Origin of the sequence: Sphingomonas sp. Sphisp66, from assembly GCF_047324325.1 — a bacterium.
GTDB lineage: Bacteria > Pseudomonadota > Alphaproteobacteria > Sphingomonadales > Sphingomonadaceae > Sphingomonas.
Genome location: NZ_CP168508.1, coordinates 2,604,588 through 2,622,176, shown reverse-complemented (window position 1 = coordinate 2,622,176; position 17,589 = coordinate 2,604,588). Strand labels below are relative to the sequence as shown.

Annotated in this window: 12 protein-coding genes and 1 pseudogene; 5 read left to right on the top strand and 8 right to left on the bottom strand. The window is 67.2% G+C overall.

The window, feature by feature from the left end:
• Nucleotides 1–17: 17 nt before the first annotated feature.
• The 8 genes and pseudogenes from ACEN8G_RS12390 to ACEN8G_RS12355 form a co-directional block, all read right to left on the bottom strand.
• Entirely contained in the window at nt 18–2,705 is a 2,688-nt protein-coding gene (locus tag ACEN8G_RS12390) for a TonB-dependent receptor plug domain-containing protein (protein ID WP_413417740.1), read from the bottom strand.
• Between the two features lie 110 nt (nt 2,706–2,815).
• A complete protein-coding gene (locus ACEN8G_RS12385) occupies nt 2,816–3,943 on the bottom strand; it encodes an AraC family transcriptional regulator ligand-binding domain-containing protein (protein WP_413417742.1) in 1,128 nt (375 codons plus the stop codon).
• A gap of 63 nt (nt 3,944–4,006) precedes the next feature.
• Nucleotides 4,007–4,987 (bottom strand): dicarboxylate transporter/tellurite-resistance protein TehA, encoded by a 981-nt coding sequence (tehA, locus tag ACEN8G_RS12380; protein ID WP_413417744.1) that lies wholly within the window; start codon nt 4,985–4,987, stop codon nt 4,007–4,009.
• A pseudogene (locus ACEN8G_RS12375) lies at nt 4,984–6,455 on the bottom strand (GMC family oxidoreductase); the annotation flags it as partial. The gene tehA and the pseudogene ACEN8G_RS12375, both read right to left, overlap by 4 nt.
• Before the next feature lie 78 nt (nt 6,456–6,533).
• Entirely contained in the window at nt 6,534–7,475 is a 942-nt protein-coding gene (locus ACEN8G_RS12370) for an alpha/beta hydrolase (RefSeq protein ID WP_413417746.1), read from the bottom strand.
• Nucleotides 7,476–7,557: 82 nt separating this feature from the next.
• On the bottom strand, nt 7,558–8,466 hold the full coding sequence (locus ACEN8G_RS12365) for a pirin family protein (RefSeq protein ID WP_413417749.1): 909 nt from the start codon (nt 8,464–8,466) through the stop codon (nt 7,558–7,560).
• 127 nt (nt 8,467–8,593) lie between these two features.
• Nucleotides 8,594–10,015, bottom strand: coding sequence for a mechanosensitive ion channel family protein (locus ACEN8G_RS12360; RefSeq protein ID WP_413417751.1), 1,422 nt, complete (start codon nt 10,013–10,015; stop codon nt 8,594–8,596).
• A gap of 86 nt (nt 10,016–10,101) precedes the next feature.
• Nucleotides 10,102–11,013 carry a LysR substrate-binding domain-containing protein gene (locus tag ACEN8G_RS12355; RefSeq protein ID WP_413417753.1) on the bottom strand — a complete coding sequence of 304 codons (912 nt, stop codon included), beginning with the start codon at nt 11,011–11,013 and terminating at the stop codon, nt 10,102–10,104.
• Between the two features lie 141 nt (nt 11,014–11,154).
• Between ACEN8G_RS12355 and ACEN8G_RS12350 the strand changes: the two genes are divergently transcribed.
• The 5 genes from ACEN8G_RS12350 (at nt 11,155) to ACEN8G_RS12330 (ending at nt 17,571) form a co-directional block, all read left to right on the top strand.
• A complete protein-coding gene (locus ACEN8G_RS12350) occupies nt 11,155–11,772 on the top strand; it encodes an isochorismatase family protein (RefSeq protein ID WP_413417755.1) in 618 nt (205 codons plus the stop codon).
• A 98-nt stretch (nt 11,773–11,870) separates the two neighbouring features.
• Nucleotides 11,871–12,698 carry a TIGR02587 family membrane protein gene (locus ACEN8G_RS12345; protein ID WP_413415507.1) on the top strand — a complete coding sequence of 276 codons (828 nt, stop codon included), beginning with the start codon at nt 11,871–11,873 and terminating at the stop codon, nt 12,696–12,698.
• Between the two features lie 9 nt (nt 12,699–12,707).
• Entirely contained in the window at nt 12,708–13,103 is a 396-nt protein-coding gene (locus ACEN8G_RS12340) for a TIGR02588 family protein (protein WP_413415506.1), read from the top strand.
• A gap of 242 nt (nt 13,104–13,345) precedes the next feature.
• A complete protein-coding gene (locus ACEN8G_RS12335; RefSeq protein WP_413415505.1) occupies nt 13,346–16,735 on the top strand; it encodes a response regulator in 3,390 nt (1,129 codons plus the stop codon).
• Nucleotides 16,720–17,571 carry a CheR family methyltransferase gene (locus tag ACEN8G_RS12330; protein WP_413415504.1) on the top strand — a complete coding sequence of 284 codons (852 nt, stop codon included), beginning with the start codon at nt 16,720–16,722 and terminating at the stop codon, nt 17,569–17,571. The genes ACEN8G_RS12335 and ACEN8G_RS12330 overlap by 16 nt, the downstream gene beginning before the upstream one ends.
• The last annotated feature ends 18 nt before the right edge of the window (nt 17,572–17,589 follow it).

Genomic DNA, 17,589 nt, shown 5'->3' with positions numbered 1-17,589 from the left:
CGGCGCTCCTCCCCCGGTCAGAAGCTCTTGCGCAGCCCGACCGACACGTTGCGGCCGAGATTGTAGCTGCCGCCGATCCCGTCGGTCGCCGGGAAGAAGGGCGGCCGCTGGTCGAGCAGGTCGTTCACCTGCAGCGACAGTTCCGTGCCCTTGGCGAAGCCGACATCCGGCAGCTTCACCGAGAAGTGCAGGTCCACCGTGGTGTAGGAGCCGGCGCTGTACTGGGCCGTGCCGGTCGGCGTCGCATAGAGGCTGGTGATGCCGTGGCGGTAGTTGACGAAGCCGACGGCGCTCAGCGGGCCGACCTGCGCACCCAGCGTGCCCCGCATCGTCGCCTTGGGAATGCCGAGGTCGAGCTGGTTGGAGCTGGCCGAAGTGGGCGAGAGCTGGGTGTCGAACTTGAGGATGTAGTTGCCGGCAAGACCGGCGAACACGGCACCGAATTTGGTGGCCTTGCGATAGCCGATGTCGAAATCCAGGCCGTTGGTGTCGCGCACCCCGAAATTGCCCTGGCGGAAGTCGAGCAGGTTGCCGATCGCCGGCAGCGCGCCCGGCGCGAAGTTCACCGGCACCGCGATCGACAACAGGCTCGAGAGCTGTGCGGCGCTGGGATTGCGGTAGACGACCGCGGCGAAGGTCGGATCGGTGAAGGCGATGCTGCCGCCCGGCGTTCCGATCACGTCGGTATAATGGATGTCGTAAAAGGTCAGGCTCGCCCGCAGGTCGGGCAGGAAGGTCGGCCGGAAGTCCGCTCCCACCGACCAGGTCCGGGCCTTTTCCGGCTGCAGGCCGCGATTGCCGCCGTACAGGGCGACCGTATCGACCTGCGCTGCGCCGCGCGACGGATCGCGCAGCGTGCTGCCGGCGATCGCCGCCGCGTTGAAATAATAGGCGCCGACGGTGGCCGCGACGTCGCGCAGGCCCGGTGCGCGGAAGGAGGTGCCATAGGTGCCCCGTAGCGTCAGCCCGCGCACTGGCTCCCAGTTGACGCCGACCTTGGGATTGGTCGTCGATCCGAAGTCGCTGTAATCGTCGTAGCGGGCGGACAGCGACAGGGCGAGGCTGCGCATCAGCGGGGCTTCATTGCCGGCGCCGAAGATCGGCACGAAGATCTCGCCATAGACCGACTTGATGTTGCGATCGAGCGTCTCGGGCACCTGGGCGCCGCCATAGATGCCGCGCTGCCGGAACGCCTCGTGGCGATATTCGGTGCCCGCGGCGATCTTCAGCTGGCCGCCGGGCAGGGTGGCCAGCGTCCCGTCGATCTTGGCCGCACCGAGATAGGTCCGCTGGCGGATCGTCAGGTCGCCGGCATAGTCGAGGATCTTGGCGATGACTGCCGGCGAAGTGCCGTTGCCGAACGGATCGAGCGCCGTGGCGAGCGTGGAGGCGGATGCTGCCGCGTCGAGCGCCGCGGGGTTGATCGCCGGAAGGTAGGAGTCGTTCCGCGCCCAGTCATACGTGCCGTAGACGCTGAGCTTGAAGTCGCCCGCCAGCTTCGCGTCGACCCCGGCGGAGGAGTTGCCCGCCCGCACGCGGAATTTGTTGTCGATATGGTCGGCACCGTAGAGATTGTCGGTGCGGAACTGGACGAACTCGATGGTGGCGCCGCTGCCCGGGGGTGCCTTGAAGAACGGGTTCTGCGAGAAGCCGAGGATATTGTAGAGGATCACCCCGCCCGAGGCGCCTGCGCCGGGCGGCGGCGGTGCCTGAACCGTGTCCTTGCGGTCGGAATAGAGGACCTCGCCCCAAAGCGTGATGCGGTCGCTCAGGTCCTGATGGGCAGTGATGTAGCCGCTGTGCAGCCGCGTTTCGGGCACGATGTCGGTGACCGCGCCATTGTCGCACAGGTTGCGCGTGTTGGGCGCCAGGCCGGGGGCGGCATAGTAGATGCCATACGCCGTCGTGTTCACCGCGACGTTCGCCGCCGGGCAGACGGTGCTGCGCGAGTCGACGCCGCCATAGGGGCGGAAGTCGACGACGCGGAAATCGCGGTCGGCGCCGGTGATGTTGCTGTTCTCGGCATATTGATAGGCCGCGACGAACGCGCCGCTGCCCCAGTCCTGGCCGAACAGGCCGCTTGCGGTGAAGTTGTGGAAGTCGTCGGCCATGCCGTAGCGCACCGAGGTTTCCAGCCCGGAGGCACGCTTGCGGGTGATGAAGTTGATCACGCCGGCCACGGCATCCGAGCCGTAGATCGCCGAGGCGCCGTCAGCGACGATCTCGACCCGCTCGATCGCGAGATCGGGGATGAACGGGAAGTCCGGATTGGTCTCCTTGGTGCTGGAGGCCACCAGGCGATGCCCGTTCATCAGCGGCAGCGTTGCGGTCGCCGGCAGGCTGCGCAGGCCGGGCGCGAACGAGCCGGCCCCGCCGCCGGTTGCCCGGGGCGTGGTGTTGAAGCTGTTGAGCTGCGGGACGGTCGCCAGCAGGTCCGCGGTCGTGTTCGCGCCGATCGTCTTGATGTCGTCGCGCGTCACGCTGATCAGGTTGGAGCCGGTCGGCGGCACGCCGCGGATGCTCGATCCGGTGACGACGATCTCGTTCTTGTCCGGCGCCGTCGCGTCCTGCGCGTCCTGCTGGGCGGCCGGTGGGCTGCTTTCCTGTGCCCGGACGGGCGATGCGGCGCAGAGCGCCATCGCCATCGCCAGCGCCGAGGCGCCGTACAAGGCGGCCCGGCCATTGAGAATCCGATTCCCGATCATGCAATCCTCCCCACTTCTTTTTGTTGGGGGCATCGTCATCGTTGATGCGTGGATTGGCGATGGCAGGTTTGACGGCCAGATTTAACCCAAGTGACCAGGTCGTGGTCGGGTCAGGCGCCGGTTCGCTCGCTCAGCAGCATCGATGCGGCGGCCTGGCGCGCGCCGTCGGGCTTGTACCGGTCGCGATATTGGGTGGGGGTCAGCCCGGCCCATTCGGTGAAGTTGCGCGAGAAGCTGCCGGGCTCGCTGAAGCCGACGCGGTAGCCGACCTCGGTGATCGGCAGGTCGGTGACGAGCAGATAGGCCGCGGCGAGCTCGCCGCGCAGGCGGGTGCGGATCTGCTGGAAGCTCTCGCCCTCGCGGGCGAGGTCGCGCCGCAGCCGGCGCGGGCGGCTGCACAGCCGCTCGGCGACGGCCTCGATCGGTGCCGACCAGTTCTGCGACCGCTGGAAGTCGACCAGCGCATGCTCGGTCTTCGACCGCCAGGTGGTGCGGCCGGTGGGGGTGGCGAACCAGTCCGGGTTGCTGACGTTATATTCCTCGACATCGGCAAGCGTCCCGTGCCGCAGCCGCGTGCTGAGGTCGCTGCGATCGTAGAACAGCGCATCGAACGGTGCGTCATAGCGCACCGGACACCCGAACACGGCAAAGCGATCGAACCCGTTTTGCTGCACAGGCCGCGGCCCCTGTATCTGGACACCGCGCAGGCGCAGGGGGCGCCCGATCAGCCAGCTGAAGAACTGGAAGATCCATATGAAGCGGAACCAGACGAAGATGTCGCGATCGACGCCTTCGATGGTGTGGTAGACACAGACATGCTTGGCGCCCGCGCGGTCCTCGATCAGCTGCGGGCCGATGTCCTCCGACAGGGCCTGGGTGAAGCGGATACTCACCCGGATCGACTCGCCGAACGTCTCGCAGTGCAGATAGGCGAGCATACGCTCCAGATCGAGCGCGAGCCGGCAACGCTCCGCCATGAAGCCGATAAAGGCGTCATCCAGCGCCAGCTGGATTTGCTGGATCAGCCGGGACAGCGCCCGGCCATCGATCGAGGCATCGACATTGCCGCAAGTGAGCGGATCGATGCCAGCCTTGCGTAGCAGTGCTTCGGGATCATGCCCTTTCAGCACCGCGCCCTGCAACAGGCGCTTGACCGCAATACCGTCCAGTCCGGGAAGCTTCTCCGCCGCGGTTTCGGAGCGCGCAGCGGGAGGCAGGATGTCGGAACACTTGGTCACGCGGCCCAGATTTCCACGATCGTTCGCTGTGCGCCAGCGCAATAACGAAACAGCCGTATCGCGTTATCTCGTTGCCGATTGCACGGTCGGAACTGGTTTCGGAAGCAATCTGCCGGTCCAGAACAGCCAGAGCGTGCCGGTTGCGATGCCGATGACGAGCAGGTTGGCGGCGCCGAACAGGAACGGCGCCAGCGTCGTCATTGCGGTCTCCCCCGGAACCGTCGAGAGACGGATCGCGGCACCCGCAAGGGCGGTCGCGCCGAAGGTGAAGGCCCAGTAGGACGCGCCGAAGGGCTGCTCGGCGATCCAGCGCGCCATCCGCAACAGGATCAGCGCCTGGACCAGCGCATAGCCGACCAGCATGTGCGCCAGCATGTCCGATTGCCCACCGGTCACTGCGAGATAGGCGGTCGCCCCCACCGCCGGCGGCGCGAGCTGGATGCCCAGGGTTGGCCGCAGCGCAGGCACCATCGCAGGGGAGGTGTAGAGACGATGCAGTAGCACCGACTCGATCGCGAGCCAGGCGAAGAAGGCGGAACCGAAGGCCAGCTGCCCCCATTGCGGATAGCCGAGCGTTGCCGCGACGGTGGCGGTGACGAACCCGCCCGCGACCAGCGGAAGATAGAGCACCGGCGTGGTCGATGCCGGATCGCGGTCGCCGCGCCAGAGATGCCCGGTCCGCCAGATGCCGAAGCCGAAGGTGAACGCGACGCCGAGGCCGAACAGCACCACCGCTGCCGGCCGCGAGAAGGCCTGCGCCCCCTGCGCGATCAGCAGGGTCGCGACACCGGCAAGACCGACGAAGCAGCACTGGACGGCATGGCCAAGCTCGTCTCGGGCTACCTGCGGCGCGACCAGCCATTTCAGCGCATAGAGCGCGACGATCGCCAGCCAGGCCAGCACCGCGAACGCGAAGATCGCCTCGCCCACTGCAGCGGGAAGACCCCAGGCGAGGTGCGCGGCGCGCCAGTCATTGGCGAGGCCCGCCAGACCCAGCACGATGCCGAAGAACGAGGCGGGGACGAGCGGGATCCTGGCGGTCACGACACGAGCTTTCGGCTGATCGCCTCGGCCATCATGATCGTCGTCATGTTGGTCGGTGCGGAGATGATGTCCGGCATGATCGAGGCATCGACGACGTGCAAGCCCTCGACTCCGCGCACCGCGCCGGCGAAGTCGACCACTGCGCCGGGGTCGCGCGCGCTGCCCATCGGCACCGTCGAGGTGGGATGCGAATAGCCATCGACCTGGGCGATGATCGCGCGTTCGAGCGCTGAATCGTCCGTTACATCCTCGCCCGGCGCCATCTCCAGGGCGATCATGTCGCTAAAGGGTGCGGTCCGCCCGATCCGGCGCGACAGGCGCACCGCTTCCTTCATGCGGCGCAGGTCGCTCGGATCCTCGAAGAAGTTGAAGCGGATCTGCGGCATGGCGCGCGGATCGCGGCTGGCGAGCCGGATCGATCCGTTCGACCGGGGCAGGGTCACCGCGCAGGCCAGCACGATTGCGCCGCCCGTCGGGCTCAGCGCCGGATCGAAGATGTGCGTGCCCGAGATGTGGAGATCGAGCTCGTCGGGGCCCGCCTCGCTCGATCCCGTCCAGATGATCGCCCCGGCCACCGGCGTCATCGCCCTGGCTTCGGGAGTGAGCGCGTAGACATTGTAGTAGAAGGGATGCTCCTTCAGCCGCTCGCCGACGGGCGCGTTCTGCAGCACCGGGATGCCGAGCGCACGCAGATGCGTCGCCGGGCCGATGCCCGAGCGCATCAGGATCGACGGGCTGCCATAGGCGCCGGCGGAAAGGATCACCTGGCCGGCCAGGATCGCCTCACCGCTCACCAGTCGCACGCCGCTGGCGCGTCGCCCGTCGAACAGGACCGTGTCGATCTCGGCGTCTCCGCGGATCGTCAGGTTCGGCCGGGCCCGCACTTCATTGGTGAGATAGGCGATGCCGGTGTTGATCCGCTTTTCCGCGACGACATTGAGCGGATAGGGCGAGACGCCGTCCTGCTCGGCGCCGTTGAAATCGGCGACCGCTTGAGGCCCACTGCTTCCGATGCGTGGACAAAGGCGCGCATCGACGGCGTGATCTCCTCCATCGTGCGCTGGCGGATGGGGAAGGGGCCGGCGCGGCCGTGCCAGGCATCGTCGCCGGTCGGTGTATTCTCCATCGCCTTGAAGATCGGGAACACCTCGTCCCAGCTCCAGCCCTCGATGCCCATCGCGCTCCAGCGGGCGAAGTCCGAGGGGCGGGCGCGCATCGCCACCGCGGCGTTGACGCCCGAGCTGCCGCCCAGAACCTTGCCGCGGATCGCATTCACGTCATGGCCGAGCCCGGCATGATCCTGGGTGTGATAGCCCCAGTCGTGCGCGGCATCGCCGCCGACCCGGTTGGCATTGGCGATCACGTCGGGATAGGCGGACGGCGCATAGGCCGCGCCTGCTTCGAGCAGCAGCACGCGCCGGCTGGCATCCTCGCTGAGCCGGCGGGCGAGCACGGCACCGGCCGAGCCGCCGCCGACGATGACGACGTCATAGGCGCTTTCGGAACTGGACTGGGCGATCATGGCGTTTCTCCTTTCCGAAGGGGATCAGGCGTTGAAGGCGCGGGCGAGGAAGCTAGCGGCGCGATCGAGCGCGACGCGGCTGCTCTCGAGATGCGCGACGTCGAGCTGGAAGACGTGGTGCATGCCCTCCCACACCTCGAGCTCGACCGGGGTGCCGGCCCTCGCGGCGCGTCCGGCGAACTGGCAGGAATCATCGAGCAGGCGCTCGTCGGTGCCGACCTGGATCAGCAGTGGCGGCAGGCCGGCGAGATCGCCGTGCAGCGGCGAGGCGAGCGGATCGGTCGGGGAGAAATCGCCGACATATTTGCTGGCACAGTCCTGCAGATAGTCATGGCCGATCAGCGGATCGACGATGCCCGGATCGGTCATCGACTGGCCGGTGAAGGCGAGATCGGTCCAGGGCGAGAAGACCACGCCGGCGATCGGGTGCGGGAAGGTCGCCTGTTTCGCCAGCTGCGCCATGGTGACCAGCGACAGCCCGCCGCCGGCCGAGTCCCCGACGATCGCTATCCGCGAGAAGCGGTTCTCGGCCAGATAGCTCCAGGCCGCCAGCGCCGCGTTCGGCGCTGCCGGGAGGGTGGCTTCCGGTGCCAGCGGATAATCGATCACCAGCGCCGGGATGCCGGTACGGCTGACGATCTGGCTGACAAAGCCGCGATACGCCTTGGCCGAGCCCTGCACATAGCCGCCGCCATGGAGGAACAGGATCGCCTGGCCGGGCACCGAGGTGCGTGGCCGCACCCACCAGCCCTGCACGGTATCGGTGGCGACTTGCTCCAGCGTCACGCTCTCGACGAGCGGGCTGGCGGCGATGAACCGGTCATAGATTTCACGGGGGGCTCCGGTGGCGCTTGCCCAGAAATCGGCGAAATGCGCACGCAGCGCCGCCTCGCGCTGCCGTTCCTCGTGCGAAAGCCAGCGGATCGTGGTTTCCACCAGTCCGTCGATGTTGGTCGTGTCGTTCATCGTTCGTCTCCCAGGATTGTGGTTCACCGCCGCGCGGCGCCGGGCACCGCGCGTGGTCTGCTGTCGGAATGGATGGGGCGGGTCAGGCCGGGATGCGGCCGAACTTCCCTTCCGCGTAGTTGGCGAGCGTCCGGCGCACGTCGTCCGCGGTGGTCATGACCAGCGGTCCGTGCTTTACGAAGCTCTCATGGATCGGCTTGCCGGCCATCAGCACGAAGTGGGCGTGGTCGCCGGCAGCGAGCGCGATGTCGGTGGCGGCACCGGCCTCGACCGTGGTGGCGGTGCCCGGCTCGAGCAGCCGCACCTCACCCTGGCAATGGATGCTGACGCTGCCGGACACGGCATAGACCCAGGCCTGGCGGCCCTCGGGCAGGGCATGGACGAAGCTGCCGCCCGCGGTGAGGAATCCGTCGAGCAGCGTCATTTCTTCGGGCGTGCCGGTGGCACCCGTGGCGCCGCCGCTCTGGCCGAGCACGACCCGCACGCGATGCCCGTTACCCTCGATCACCGGCACCTCGCCGGCCTCGACCTGCAGCGCGCGGGCCGGGCATTTCTTCAGCCGCTCGGGCAGGTTGACGAAGATCTGCAGCGCGTGGACCCGTGCGCCCTCGGCGGGCTTCTCCTCATGCGCCGCGCCGCTCGCCGCGGCCAGCCAGTAGAGATCGCCCGCCTTGAGCGCGATCGTGTGGCCCAGCGTGTCGCGATTGAGGAATTCGCCCTGCGAATCCTCGAACAGCGCGGTCACTGCGGAGATGCCGGCATGGAGATGCGGCGCGAAGGTCGGCGCGGTCATCACGAAGTGATCGACCATCAGCAGCGGATCCATCGCCCCGCCGAACATCTCTTCGGAGAAATGCTTCGCCGAGAAGCCGCCGCCGATATCGTGCGGCACCCCGGCGACCACTGCGCCTAGCCTGGGGGTCCGCCCGGCCTTTTCGATCTTTTCCATATTGCCCATCGCGATCACTCCAAATCTCTCGATCGCGGCCATTATGGAGTGCCGGCATTGGACGATAAGTCGGTCATTTCGCAACCTAGCGTCCAGAAGATTGGACGATGATCGGTAGGCGCGCAGAAGCACCGGCATGCCCGCACAGGGGCAGTCGAGGGTCAGCCGCTCAGCAAGCGTGGGCGGAGAAGAAGGCCTTGATGCGCGCAAGCAGGGCGGGGCCGTGCGCATCCGGCTGGGCGGCGCGCGCGGCTGCGTCGCGGTCGAGCAGGTCGAGGCCGCGCTGGACGGATTGCGCCATCGCGGCGTTCAGGCCCGGGTTCGACCGGAGCAGTCCGGTCAGGCTCGCGCCCGGCAGCTCGAACAGCCGGGCACGGGTGAGCGCGGTCATCGTCACGCCGCGCGGGGCGCCGAGGATCAGGCCGAGCTCGCCGATATATTCGCCGGGGCCGACATGGCCGAGCAGTTGGCGATCATCGGTGCCGGCGCTGCGCGTCAGTTCGAGCACGCCAGCCTCGACGATGTAGATCGAGTCGCTGGTGCTGCCTTCCTCGAACAGCACGGCGCCGGGATCGACGCAGTGCGGAACGAGCTGGCCGGCGAGCGTCTCCGTTTCGGCCGGCGTCAGCGCTTCGAACAGCGCCACCGCGCCAAGCAGCGCGGCGGGGGAGAGCGTCTGCGCGGGCAGGATGCCGGCATGGTAGAGCAGCCGGCGGATCTGGCGCAGCACGTTGCTCCGTGCCCGCAGCAGCGCCGGGCTGTCGGCGATGAAGAAGGTCGCGACATAGGTGGCGGAGGTCAGCCCCGAGCGGCGCAGGGTGAACAGGGGCATCGGCTCGGCCAGGACATCGGGGCAGAGCAGGGTGGCCTGGCGCATCAGCTCCAGCACCCGTTCCGACGGGATGTCGGCGGGCAGGGTGATCTCCACGGTGATCGCGCGCCGCCGGGTGGGGACGCTGCGATTGATGATCTGGCCCCTGGCGACGATGCTGTTGGGGATCGTGACCTGATCCTCGCTGTCGGTCTGGATGCGGATCGAGCGCCAGTTGATCCCGACGATCACGCCCTCATTCTCGCCCAGCGACACCCGGTCCCCGGCATGGAACGGCTTTTCCAGCCCGACCGCGATGCCCGAGAAGACATCGGCCAGCGTGTTCTGCAGCGCCAGGCCAAGGACGATCGCGATCACCCCGGAGGTGGCGAGCAGCCCGGCGACGGGCAGGTTCAGCACCGAGTTGAGCACGACCAGCGCGGCCGCGAGATAGATGGTCGCGGCGATCAGCTCGGAGAACAGCCTTGCGTCGCGGGCCTGCGGATCGCGGCCGCGGGCGAGGAGGGTGAGGTTCACCACCAGCCGCGCGGCGATCAGCCACCAGATCACCGCGAGCGCGCGCAGCCAGACGCCCGCCAGTCCCGCGGGGAGGCCGGCGCCCGGCAGCGGCCCGGTGCCATGCCAGGCGAGGCATGCGGTCAGTGCTGCAAGGAGCAGGATCTCGGCGCCAAGCTGGACGAGCAGCCCGCGCCGCCGGATCGCGAGAAGCGTGCCGATCGTCAGCGCCAGGAGCGCGACCAGGGGAAATGCGCCGTACATGACGCGTCAAGCTGGCGCGGGGCGCGGCGGCCGGGAAGTCCTTGAAAACCGGAGTTTGCGTCCAGCCTGTTGGACGATGGGCCGGGCTACATCAGCACGGTCTTGGGGAATTCGGCGGTCAGGTGATCGAGGAAGGCGCGGACAGAGGGCAGCAGGCCCTGGCGATAGGGGATCAGCGCGGTGAGCGTGGAATCGCCGGCGATCCAGTCGGGCAGCACGCGCTCCAGCGCGCCGGAGCGGACCGCCTCGCGGCAGATATAGCCGGGCAGCGCGACCACGCCGAGGCCCTTGATCGCGGCGCGCTGCAGGCCGACCATGTCGTCGCCGAGCAGGCGCGGGGTGAGCGGCATGACGATCTCGTCGCGCTGCTGGCGGGCATGGCGCAGGCGCCAGAGCGGCTGTACGCCGGTCCGCATCATGAACAGCGACGGATGCTCCTGCAGGTCCTGCGGCGTCCTCGGAGCACCGCGCGCTTTCAGATAGTCGGCGCCGGCGAACAGATACCAGGGCGCGGGCGCGAGCGTGCGCTGGACGAGGTTGGAATCGGGCAGCGGATCGGAATGGGCGCGCACGGCGAGGTCGAAATTCTCGCCGACGATGTCGACGGTGCGATCCGCGGCATGGGCGACCACGTTCACCTTGGGATATTGCACCAGGAAATCGGCGATGATGTCCGACAGGGCGAACTGCATCGTCGCCGATCCGGCCGTGCAGCGGACCGTGCCGGTCGGCTCGGTCAGGCGGCCGCGGATGGTCATCTCCGCCTGCTCCGCCTCGCGCAGCATCGCGACGGCATGGTGGTAGAAGTCGCCGCCCGCATCGGTCATCCCGAAGCGGCGCGAGGTGCGGTTGAGCAGGCGGACGCCGAGGTCGCGCTCGAGCTGCTGGATGCGGTGGCTGAGGGTCGACTTGGGGACGCGGAGCGTCCGGCCGGCAGCGGTGAACCCGCCGCGATCGACGACCTGCACGAAATAATAGAAGTCGTTCAGGTCGAGCATCGCGCAGTCTCCATCGTCCATATCATTGGACGCTGGGTTGCGGTTTTGGCGTCTTCTGGTCCCTTCGTCCAGCCTCTAGCTCCTGGGGCGTCACGAAATGCTCGTGGCCGGAGCGACCGATATTTCGATTTGGAGGATGTTATGACCCTGCGCACCTATGAGCCGCTGACCCGCGACAATGCCGCCCTGATCCTGGTCGATCACCAGGTGAATTTGATGACCGGCGTGCGCGATTACGAGACCGGCGAGCTCAAGCACAATGTCGTGGCACTCGCCCGTGCGGCAAAGGCGCTGGGCCTGCCGATCGTCGCCACCAGCACGGCGCGCGACACGCTGTGGGGGCCGACCTTCCCTGAGCTGGTCGAGGCGCTGGATGGGCTGGAGATCATCGACCGCTCGACGGTCAACGCCTATGACGATCCCCGCGTCTCGGCCGCGATCGAGGCGACCGGCCGCAGGAAGCTGATCTTCGCCGGCATCTCGCTCGAAGTGTGCGCCGGCTTCCCGGCGATGACCGCGGTGGCGAAGGGCTATGATGCCTATGTTGCGGTCGATGCCTCGGGCACGTTCAGCCGCACCAAGCATGACGTGAACCTGCTCCGCCTGCAGCAGGCCGGCGTGGTCCTTTCCGACTATGCGACCTTCATGGTGGAGATCCTCGGCGACAATGCCGCCCCGGAATCGGGCCCGGTCTATGACGCGCTCGACATGCCCTGGGCCAAGCTCGTCGGGCAGATCGTGGGCCACTACGCTCGATAATCGCATAAACCGGAAGTCTGGGGCATGCGCAGGGAGCGCATGCCCCAGACTTCCGGGAACGAAGGCGGGGAATCGGCATTGTGGTGGCGATGACCTCGATGACCGCGAAACTGAACCGGGACTATGCGGTCGGGCTGGCCCGTGCCTTTGCCGGGGCGATCCTTTTCGGGCTGCCGCTCCTGATGACGATGGAGATGTGGGCGATCGGGCTGCACATCGCGCCGGCGCGGCTGCTGCTCTTCCTCCTCTTCAACTTCGCGGTGCTGGTCGTGCTGTCGCGCTTTGGCGGGTTCGAGCGGACCGCGACGCTGACCGAGGATGTGCTCGATGCCCTGGCGGCTCAGGCGGTCGGCATGCTGGCATCCCTCGCGATCCTCGCGCTGTTCGGGCTGTTCCGGCCCGGACTGCCCTATGCCGCGCTGGTCGGGCAGGTCGCGATCCAGTGCGTGCCTGCCAGCTTCGGTGCGATGATCGCGCGCAAGCAGCTGGGGTCGGGCGAGGTCGATAGGGACGAAAGCCTTGCCCAGCGCTCGGGCGGCTATGCCGGGCAGCTGTTCCTGATGCTCGCCGGCGCGCTGTTCTTCGCCTTCAACGTCGCGCCGACCGAGGAGATGATCCTGATCGGCCACAAGATGAGCGCCGGCCATGCCCTGGCGCTGGTCCTGGTCTCGCTCGGCCTGCTCCATATGCTGGTGTTCACGGTCGGGCTGGCGGGGCAGGAAGCCGCGCCGGAGGGTTATGGCAGCTGGCGCCTGTTCCTGATCTTCACGATCCCCGGCTATGCCATCGCGCTGTTCGTCAGCCTGTATGTGCTGTGGACGTTCGGCAGCCTCGACGGTCAGGGCAGCTTCACGCTTGCGCGCATCGCCATCGTGCTCGGCTTCCCCGCCGCGATCGGTGCCGCGATCGCGCGGCTGGTGATCTGAGGCAGGGCCATGGCCAGACGCGAACCGCATGCGCAGACCTCGGCGCTCGAATGGGCATCGGCGGCATTGGGCCTGGCCTTGCTCCTGCTTGTCTTCGCAGTTATCGGCGCCGACCTGTTGCGTGGAGGCGGCACACCGCCTGCGATCAGGGTCGAGCCGCGCGGGATCGCTGCCTCGGGACAGGGGTTCGTCGTCGCGTTCGAGGCGGTCAATCTCGGCAGCACCACTGCCGCAGCGGTCGAGATCGAAGGGACGCTGTCGGTGCGCGGCAAACCGCCCGAGACGGCGAAGGCGACGCTCGATTATGTCGCAGGCGAAGCCCGGACAGGGGGCGGACTCTTCTTCACGCAGGACCCGCGCTCGGGTACGCTCACGCTGCGTGCGCTTGGATATCAGGAGCCGTGAGGGAGGGGCGATCTGAAGGGGGCTAATCGAAGAATGCCGCCAAATCTGCCGGAAACACCGGTGGACTACACCGACCCTCGGTCCCGCGTATCAGGACCATGTCCCAATCCTGCCCTGCAAAAACATATGACAGGCTTTGATTCAGCTGGTTAATTGCTGATAACTTGTCGCGAACTTTCAGAAAGACGGCATTGATGACGCAAGCTTCCGACCGCGAATTCTTGTCTGCGCCGCGATCGGGCATGAATATCGGAGCCGTGATCGGCCTCGGCCTGGCGATTCTATTCTTTATCGTCAGCGGAACCATCGCATATCAGAACGTCACGATCCTCCGCGACGACGACGCCCGCATCCGGCATTCGCATGACGTCATTGCGGGGCTCGACGACGTCCTCTCGACCATACAGGATGCCGAGACCGGGCAGCGCGGCTATCTGCTGACCGGCCGCGACCAGTATCTCGCCCCCTATAGCGAAGCCGCGGCACGAATCGGCGGCAAGCTGGATGCCATCGCAAGGCTGACGCGCGACAATGCCAGCCAGCAGGCCCGGATCGAGACGCTGCGCCGCCATGTCAGCGCCAAGCTGGCCGAACTGAAGCAGACGATCGACCTGCGCCGCACCGCCGGGGCGGCCGCCGCACTCAACATCGTCAATGACGATCGCGGCAAGGCCGAAATGGATGCGATCCGCGCCCAGCTCGACCTGATGCAGCAGGAGGAGGCCCGGCTCCGACAGCAGCGGCTGGACGAGATGGCGGATGCATATCAGACCGCCCGTCTCACCGGTCTTCTGGCCACCCTGGTCGGGATCGCGCTGACCCTGATCATCGGCGAAGTACTTCGGCGGGCGACCAAGGCGCGCGAGCGCCAGCAATGGCTGGAATCCGGCCAGGCACGGCTTGCCGCAGTCATGCTCGGCGATCCGGGCGCCGATGCGCTCGGCGAGCATATCCTCGGCTTCCTCGCCCGGTTCCTGGGAGCGCAGGGCGGTGCGATCTTCGCCAGCGACGGTGCGCTGTACCGCCGGATCGCGACGCTCGGAGTCCCGGGCGACGCGGGCATCACGGATCGGTTCGCGCCCCGGGAAGGCCTGCTCGGGCAGGTCGCCGCCGATCGCGAGGCGGTGCTGCTGTCGGACATCCCCGAAGGCTATCTGACCATCGGTTCGGCGCTGGGCCGGGACAAGCCGCGCCACCTGATCATCTCCCCGGCGATCGCCGATGACGTGGTTCAGGGGGTGCTGGAACTGGGCTTCCTGCAACCGGTGAGCCCGGATGCGCGGACCTTCCTCGAACAGGCAGCCGGCGCGATCGGGGTGGCGCTTCGCTCCGCCCAGATGCGCAGCGCGCTCCAGAACCTTCTCGAGGAGACCCAGCGCCAGTCCGACGAGTTGCAGGTGCAGACCGAGGAGCTCCGCGTCTCGAACGAGGAGCTGGAGGAGCAGGGCAATGCGCTCAAGGAGCAGCAGGCCCGGCTCGAGCAGCAGCAGGTCGAGATGGAGCAGACCAATGCCCAGCTCGAGGAACAGGCCCAGCAGCTCGAGACGCAGCGCGACGACCTTGCCCGTTCCAATGCCGCGGTCGAGCTCAAGGCACGCGAGCTGGAGCAGACGAGCCGCTACAAGTCCGATTTCCTCGCCAACATGTCGCACGAGCTGCGCACGCCGCTCAACTCGCTGCTGATCCTCTCCAAGCTGCTCGGCGACAATCCCAAGGGCAATCTGACCGAGGAGCAGGTCAAGTACGCCACCACGATCCAGTCCTCGGGCAACGACCTGCTCCAGCTGATCAACGACATTCTCGACCTCTCCAAGATCGAGGCGGGGCATGTGCAGATCCGGCCGGAGAGCGTCTCGCTGGACCGGCTCACGCGCGACATGCTCCAGGTCTTCCAGCCGATCGCCGACGAACGCGGCCTGGCGTTCGACATCAAGGTTCCCGATGACAGCCCGGCGACGATCGACACCGATCGTCAGCGGCTGGAGCAGATCCTCAAGAACCTGCTCTCCAATGCCTTCAAGTTCACCGAGAAGGGCAGCGTGGCGCTGGAAATCGCGCCGGCAGCCAGGGGGCGGATCACGCTCGGCGTCACCGATACCGGCATCGGCATCGCCGAGGAGCAGCAGCGCGAGATCTTCGAGGCCTTCCGCCAGGCTGACGGCACGATCAGCCGCAAATATGGCGGCACCGGCCTGGGCCTGTCGATCTCGCGCGAGCTCGCGCGCCTGCTCGGCGGAACGATCGCGCTGCGCAGCACCCCGGGCGAGGGCAGTCACTTCGCCCTGACCATTCCCCTTGCCTATGATCCCGACCTGGTCGCGGAGCGCGAGGAGCCCGTGATGCCGCCGGCCCCGGTCAAGCCTGCACCCGCGGCAGCAGAGGCGCGCCCCAAGCCCCGGGTGGTGCGCCGGGTCCTGGATGACCGCGACAGCCTGAGAACCGCCGAGCGCATCCTGCTTGTCGTCGAGGATGACAGCATTTTCGCCTCGATCGTGCGCGACCTGGCGCATGAGATGGGCTTCCAGTGCCTGGTCGCCGGTACGGCGGAGGAAGCGCTGACGCTCGCCCGCGAGCACAAGCCCAGCGCCATCGTGCTCGATGTCGGCCTGCCGGACCAGTCGGGCCTGGCCGTGCTCGACCGGCTGAAGAGCGACGTCGAGACGCGGCACATCCCGGTGCATATCGTCTCCGCCGCCGATCACAGCCAGACGGCGCTGTCGCTCGGCGCGATCGGCTATCTGGTGAAGCCGGTGCAGCGCGAGGACCTGGCGGCCGTGCTCCAGACGCTGGCCACCAAGCTTTCCACCAGCAGCCGGCGCGTGCTGATCGTCGAGGACGACCCGGTCCAGCGCGATGCCGTCGCCAGGCTGCTCGCCTCCGGCGAAGTCGAGACCGTCGGCGTCGGCACCGTCGCCGAGAGCCTGGACCGGCTGAAGAGCGAGACCTTCGACTGCATGGTGCTCGACCTCAGCCTGCCCGATGCTTCGGGCTTCGCGCTGCTGGAAACGCTGCAGGAGGACCAGGGACACAGCTTCCCGCCGGTGATCGTCTATACCGGCCATGATCTGTCGCCCGACGACGAGCAGCGGCTGCGGCGCTATTCGGATTCGATCATCATCAAGGGCGCGCGTTCGCCCGAGCGGTTGCTCGACGAAGTGTCGCTGTTCCTCCACCAGGTGGTGACCGACATGCCGCCCGAGCACCAGCAGATGATCCAGACCGCGCGCAACCGCGACGCGATCCTGGAAGGACGGCGCATCCTCATCGTCGAGGACGATGTCCGTAACGTCTATTCGCTCACCAACATCCTCGAGCCACACGGCGTGACGATAGAAATCGCGCGCAACGGCAAGGAGGCGATCGAGGCGCTGGAGAAAACAGGCACCGATGGGGGTTCTGCCATCGATCTGGTGCTGATGGATGTGATGATGCCGGTAATGGATGGACTGACTGCCACGCGTGCGATCCGCAAGAAGGCGCGCTGGAAGAAGCTGCCGATCATCGCGCTCACCGCCAAGGCGATGCCCGACGACCAGCAGCGCTGCATCGAGGCCGGCGCAAGCGACTATATGGCCAAGCCGCTGGACGTGGACAAATTGCTGTCGCTCGTCCGCGTATGGATGCCGCGCTGAGGGACGCCGGCTTGTCAGACGTCATCGAGGACATCGAGATCCGGTTGCTGCTGGAAGCGCTGAACCTGCGCTATCACTATGACTTCCGGAACTATGCCCAGGCATCGATCCGGCGGCGCCTGAAGCAGGCGCGGCAGCAGCTCGGCATGCCGACCTTCTCCGCGCTGCAGGAAGCGCTGCTGCACGACAAGGCGATGCTGCCGCAGCTGCTCGGCTATCTGACCGTCCAGGTCAGCGAGATGTTTCGCGACCCCTCCTATTTCAGGGCGATCCGCGAGAAGGTGGTGCCGGTCCTGCGGACCTATCCCTCGCTCAGGATCTGGATCGCAGGGTGCAGCGGGGGGGAGGAGCTATACTCGCTCGTCATACTGTTCCGCGAGGAAGGGCTGGAAGAGCGCACCATCTTCTACGCGACCGACATCAGCCAGGAGGCGCTGGAGACGGCATCGCGCGGCATCTATGCGCTAGATCGGATCAAGGGATTCACCGAAAACCACCGCCTGTCCGGCGGCAAGTCGTCCCTCTCCGACTATTACACCACCGGCTATGGCGGCGCAGTCTTCGACAAGAGCCTGCGCGACCGGGTGGTGTTCTCCGACCACAGCCTCGTGACTGACGCCGTGTTCGCCGAGATGCAGCTGATTTCGTGCCGCAACGTGCTGATCTACTTCAATCGCGAGCTGCAGAACCGCGCGATCGGCCTGTTTCGCGATTCCCTAGTGCGCGGCGGCTTCCTCGGCCTCGGCTCGAAGGAGAATCTCCGCTTCTCCGCCCATGCCGACGGGTTCAGCAATTTCGTGCGCGACGAGAAAATCTACCAGAGGCGCGAAGGATGAACGGCGCCTCGACCCGCT

Bases quoted from the DNA above. Each gene is read 5' to 3' on its own strand.
- ACEN8G_RS12335 (WP_413415505.1), top strand. From the start codon at position 13,346: ATGAATATCGGAGCCGTGATCGGCCTCGGCCTGGCGATTCTATTCTTT.
- ACEN8G_RS12340 (WP_413415506.1), top strand. From the start codon at position 12,708: ATGGCCAGACGCGAACCGCATGCGCAGACCTCGGCGCTCGAATGGGCA.
- ACEN8G_RS12390 (WP_413417740.1), bottom strand. From the start codon at position 2,705: ATGATCGGGAATCGGATTCTCAATGGCCGGGCCGCCTTGTACGGCGCC.
- ACEN8G_RS12330 (WP_413415504.1), top strand. From the start codon at position 16,720: ATGGATGCCGCGCTGAGGGACGCCGGCTTGTCAGACGTCATCGAGGAC.
- ACEN8G_RS12350 (WP_413417755.1), top strand. From the start codon at position 11,155: ATGACCCTGCGCACCTATGAGCCGCTGACCCGCGACAATGCCGCCCTG.
- ACEN8G_RS12360 (WP_413417751.1), bottom strand. From the start codon at position 10,015: ATGTACGGCGCATTTCCCCTGGTCGCGCTCCTGGCGCTGACGATCGGC.
- ACEN8G_RS12370 (WP_413417746.1), bottom strand. From the start codon at position 7,475: ATGAACGACACGACCAACATCGACGGACTGGTGGAAACCACGATCCGC.
- ACEN8G_RS12345 (WP_413415507.1), top strand. From the start codon at position 11,871: ATGACCGCGAAACTGAACCGGGACTATGCGGTCGGGCTGGCCCGTGCC.
- ACEN8G_RS12365 (WP_413417749.1), bottom strand. From the start codon at position 8,466: ATGGCCGCGATCGAGAGATTTGGAGTGATCGCGATGGGCAATATGGAA.
- ACEN8G_RS12355 (WP_413417753.1), bottom strand. From the start codon at position 11,013: ATGCTCGACCTGAACGACTTCTATTATTTCGTGCAGGTCGTCGATCGC.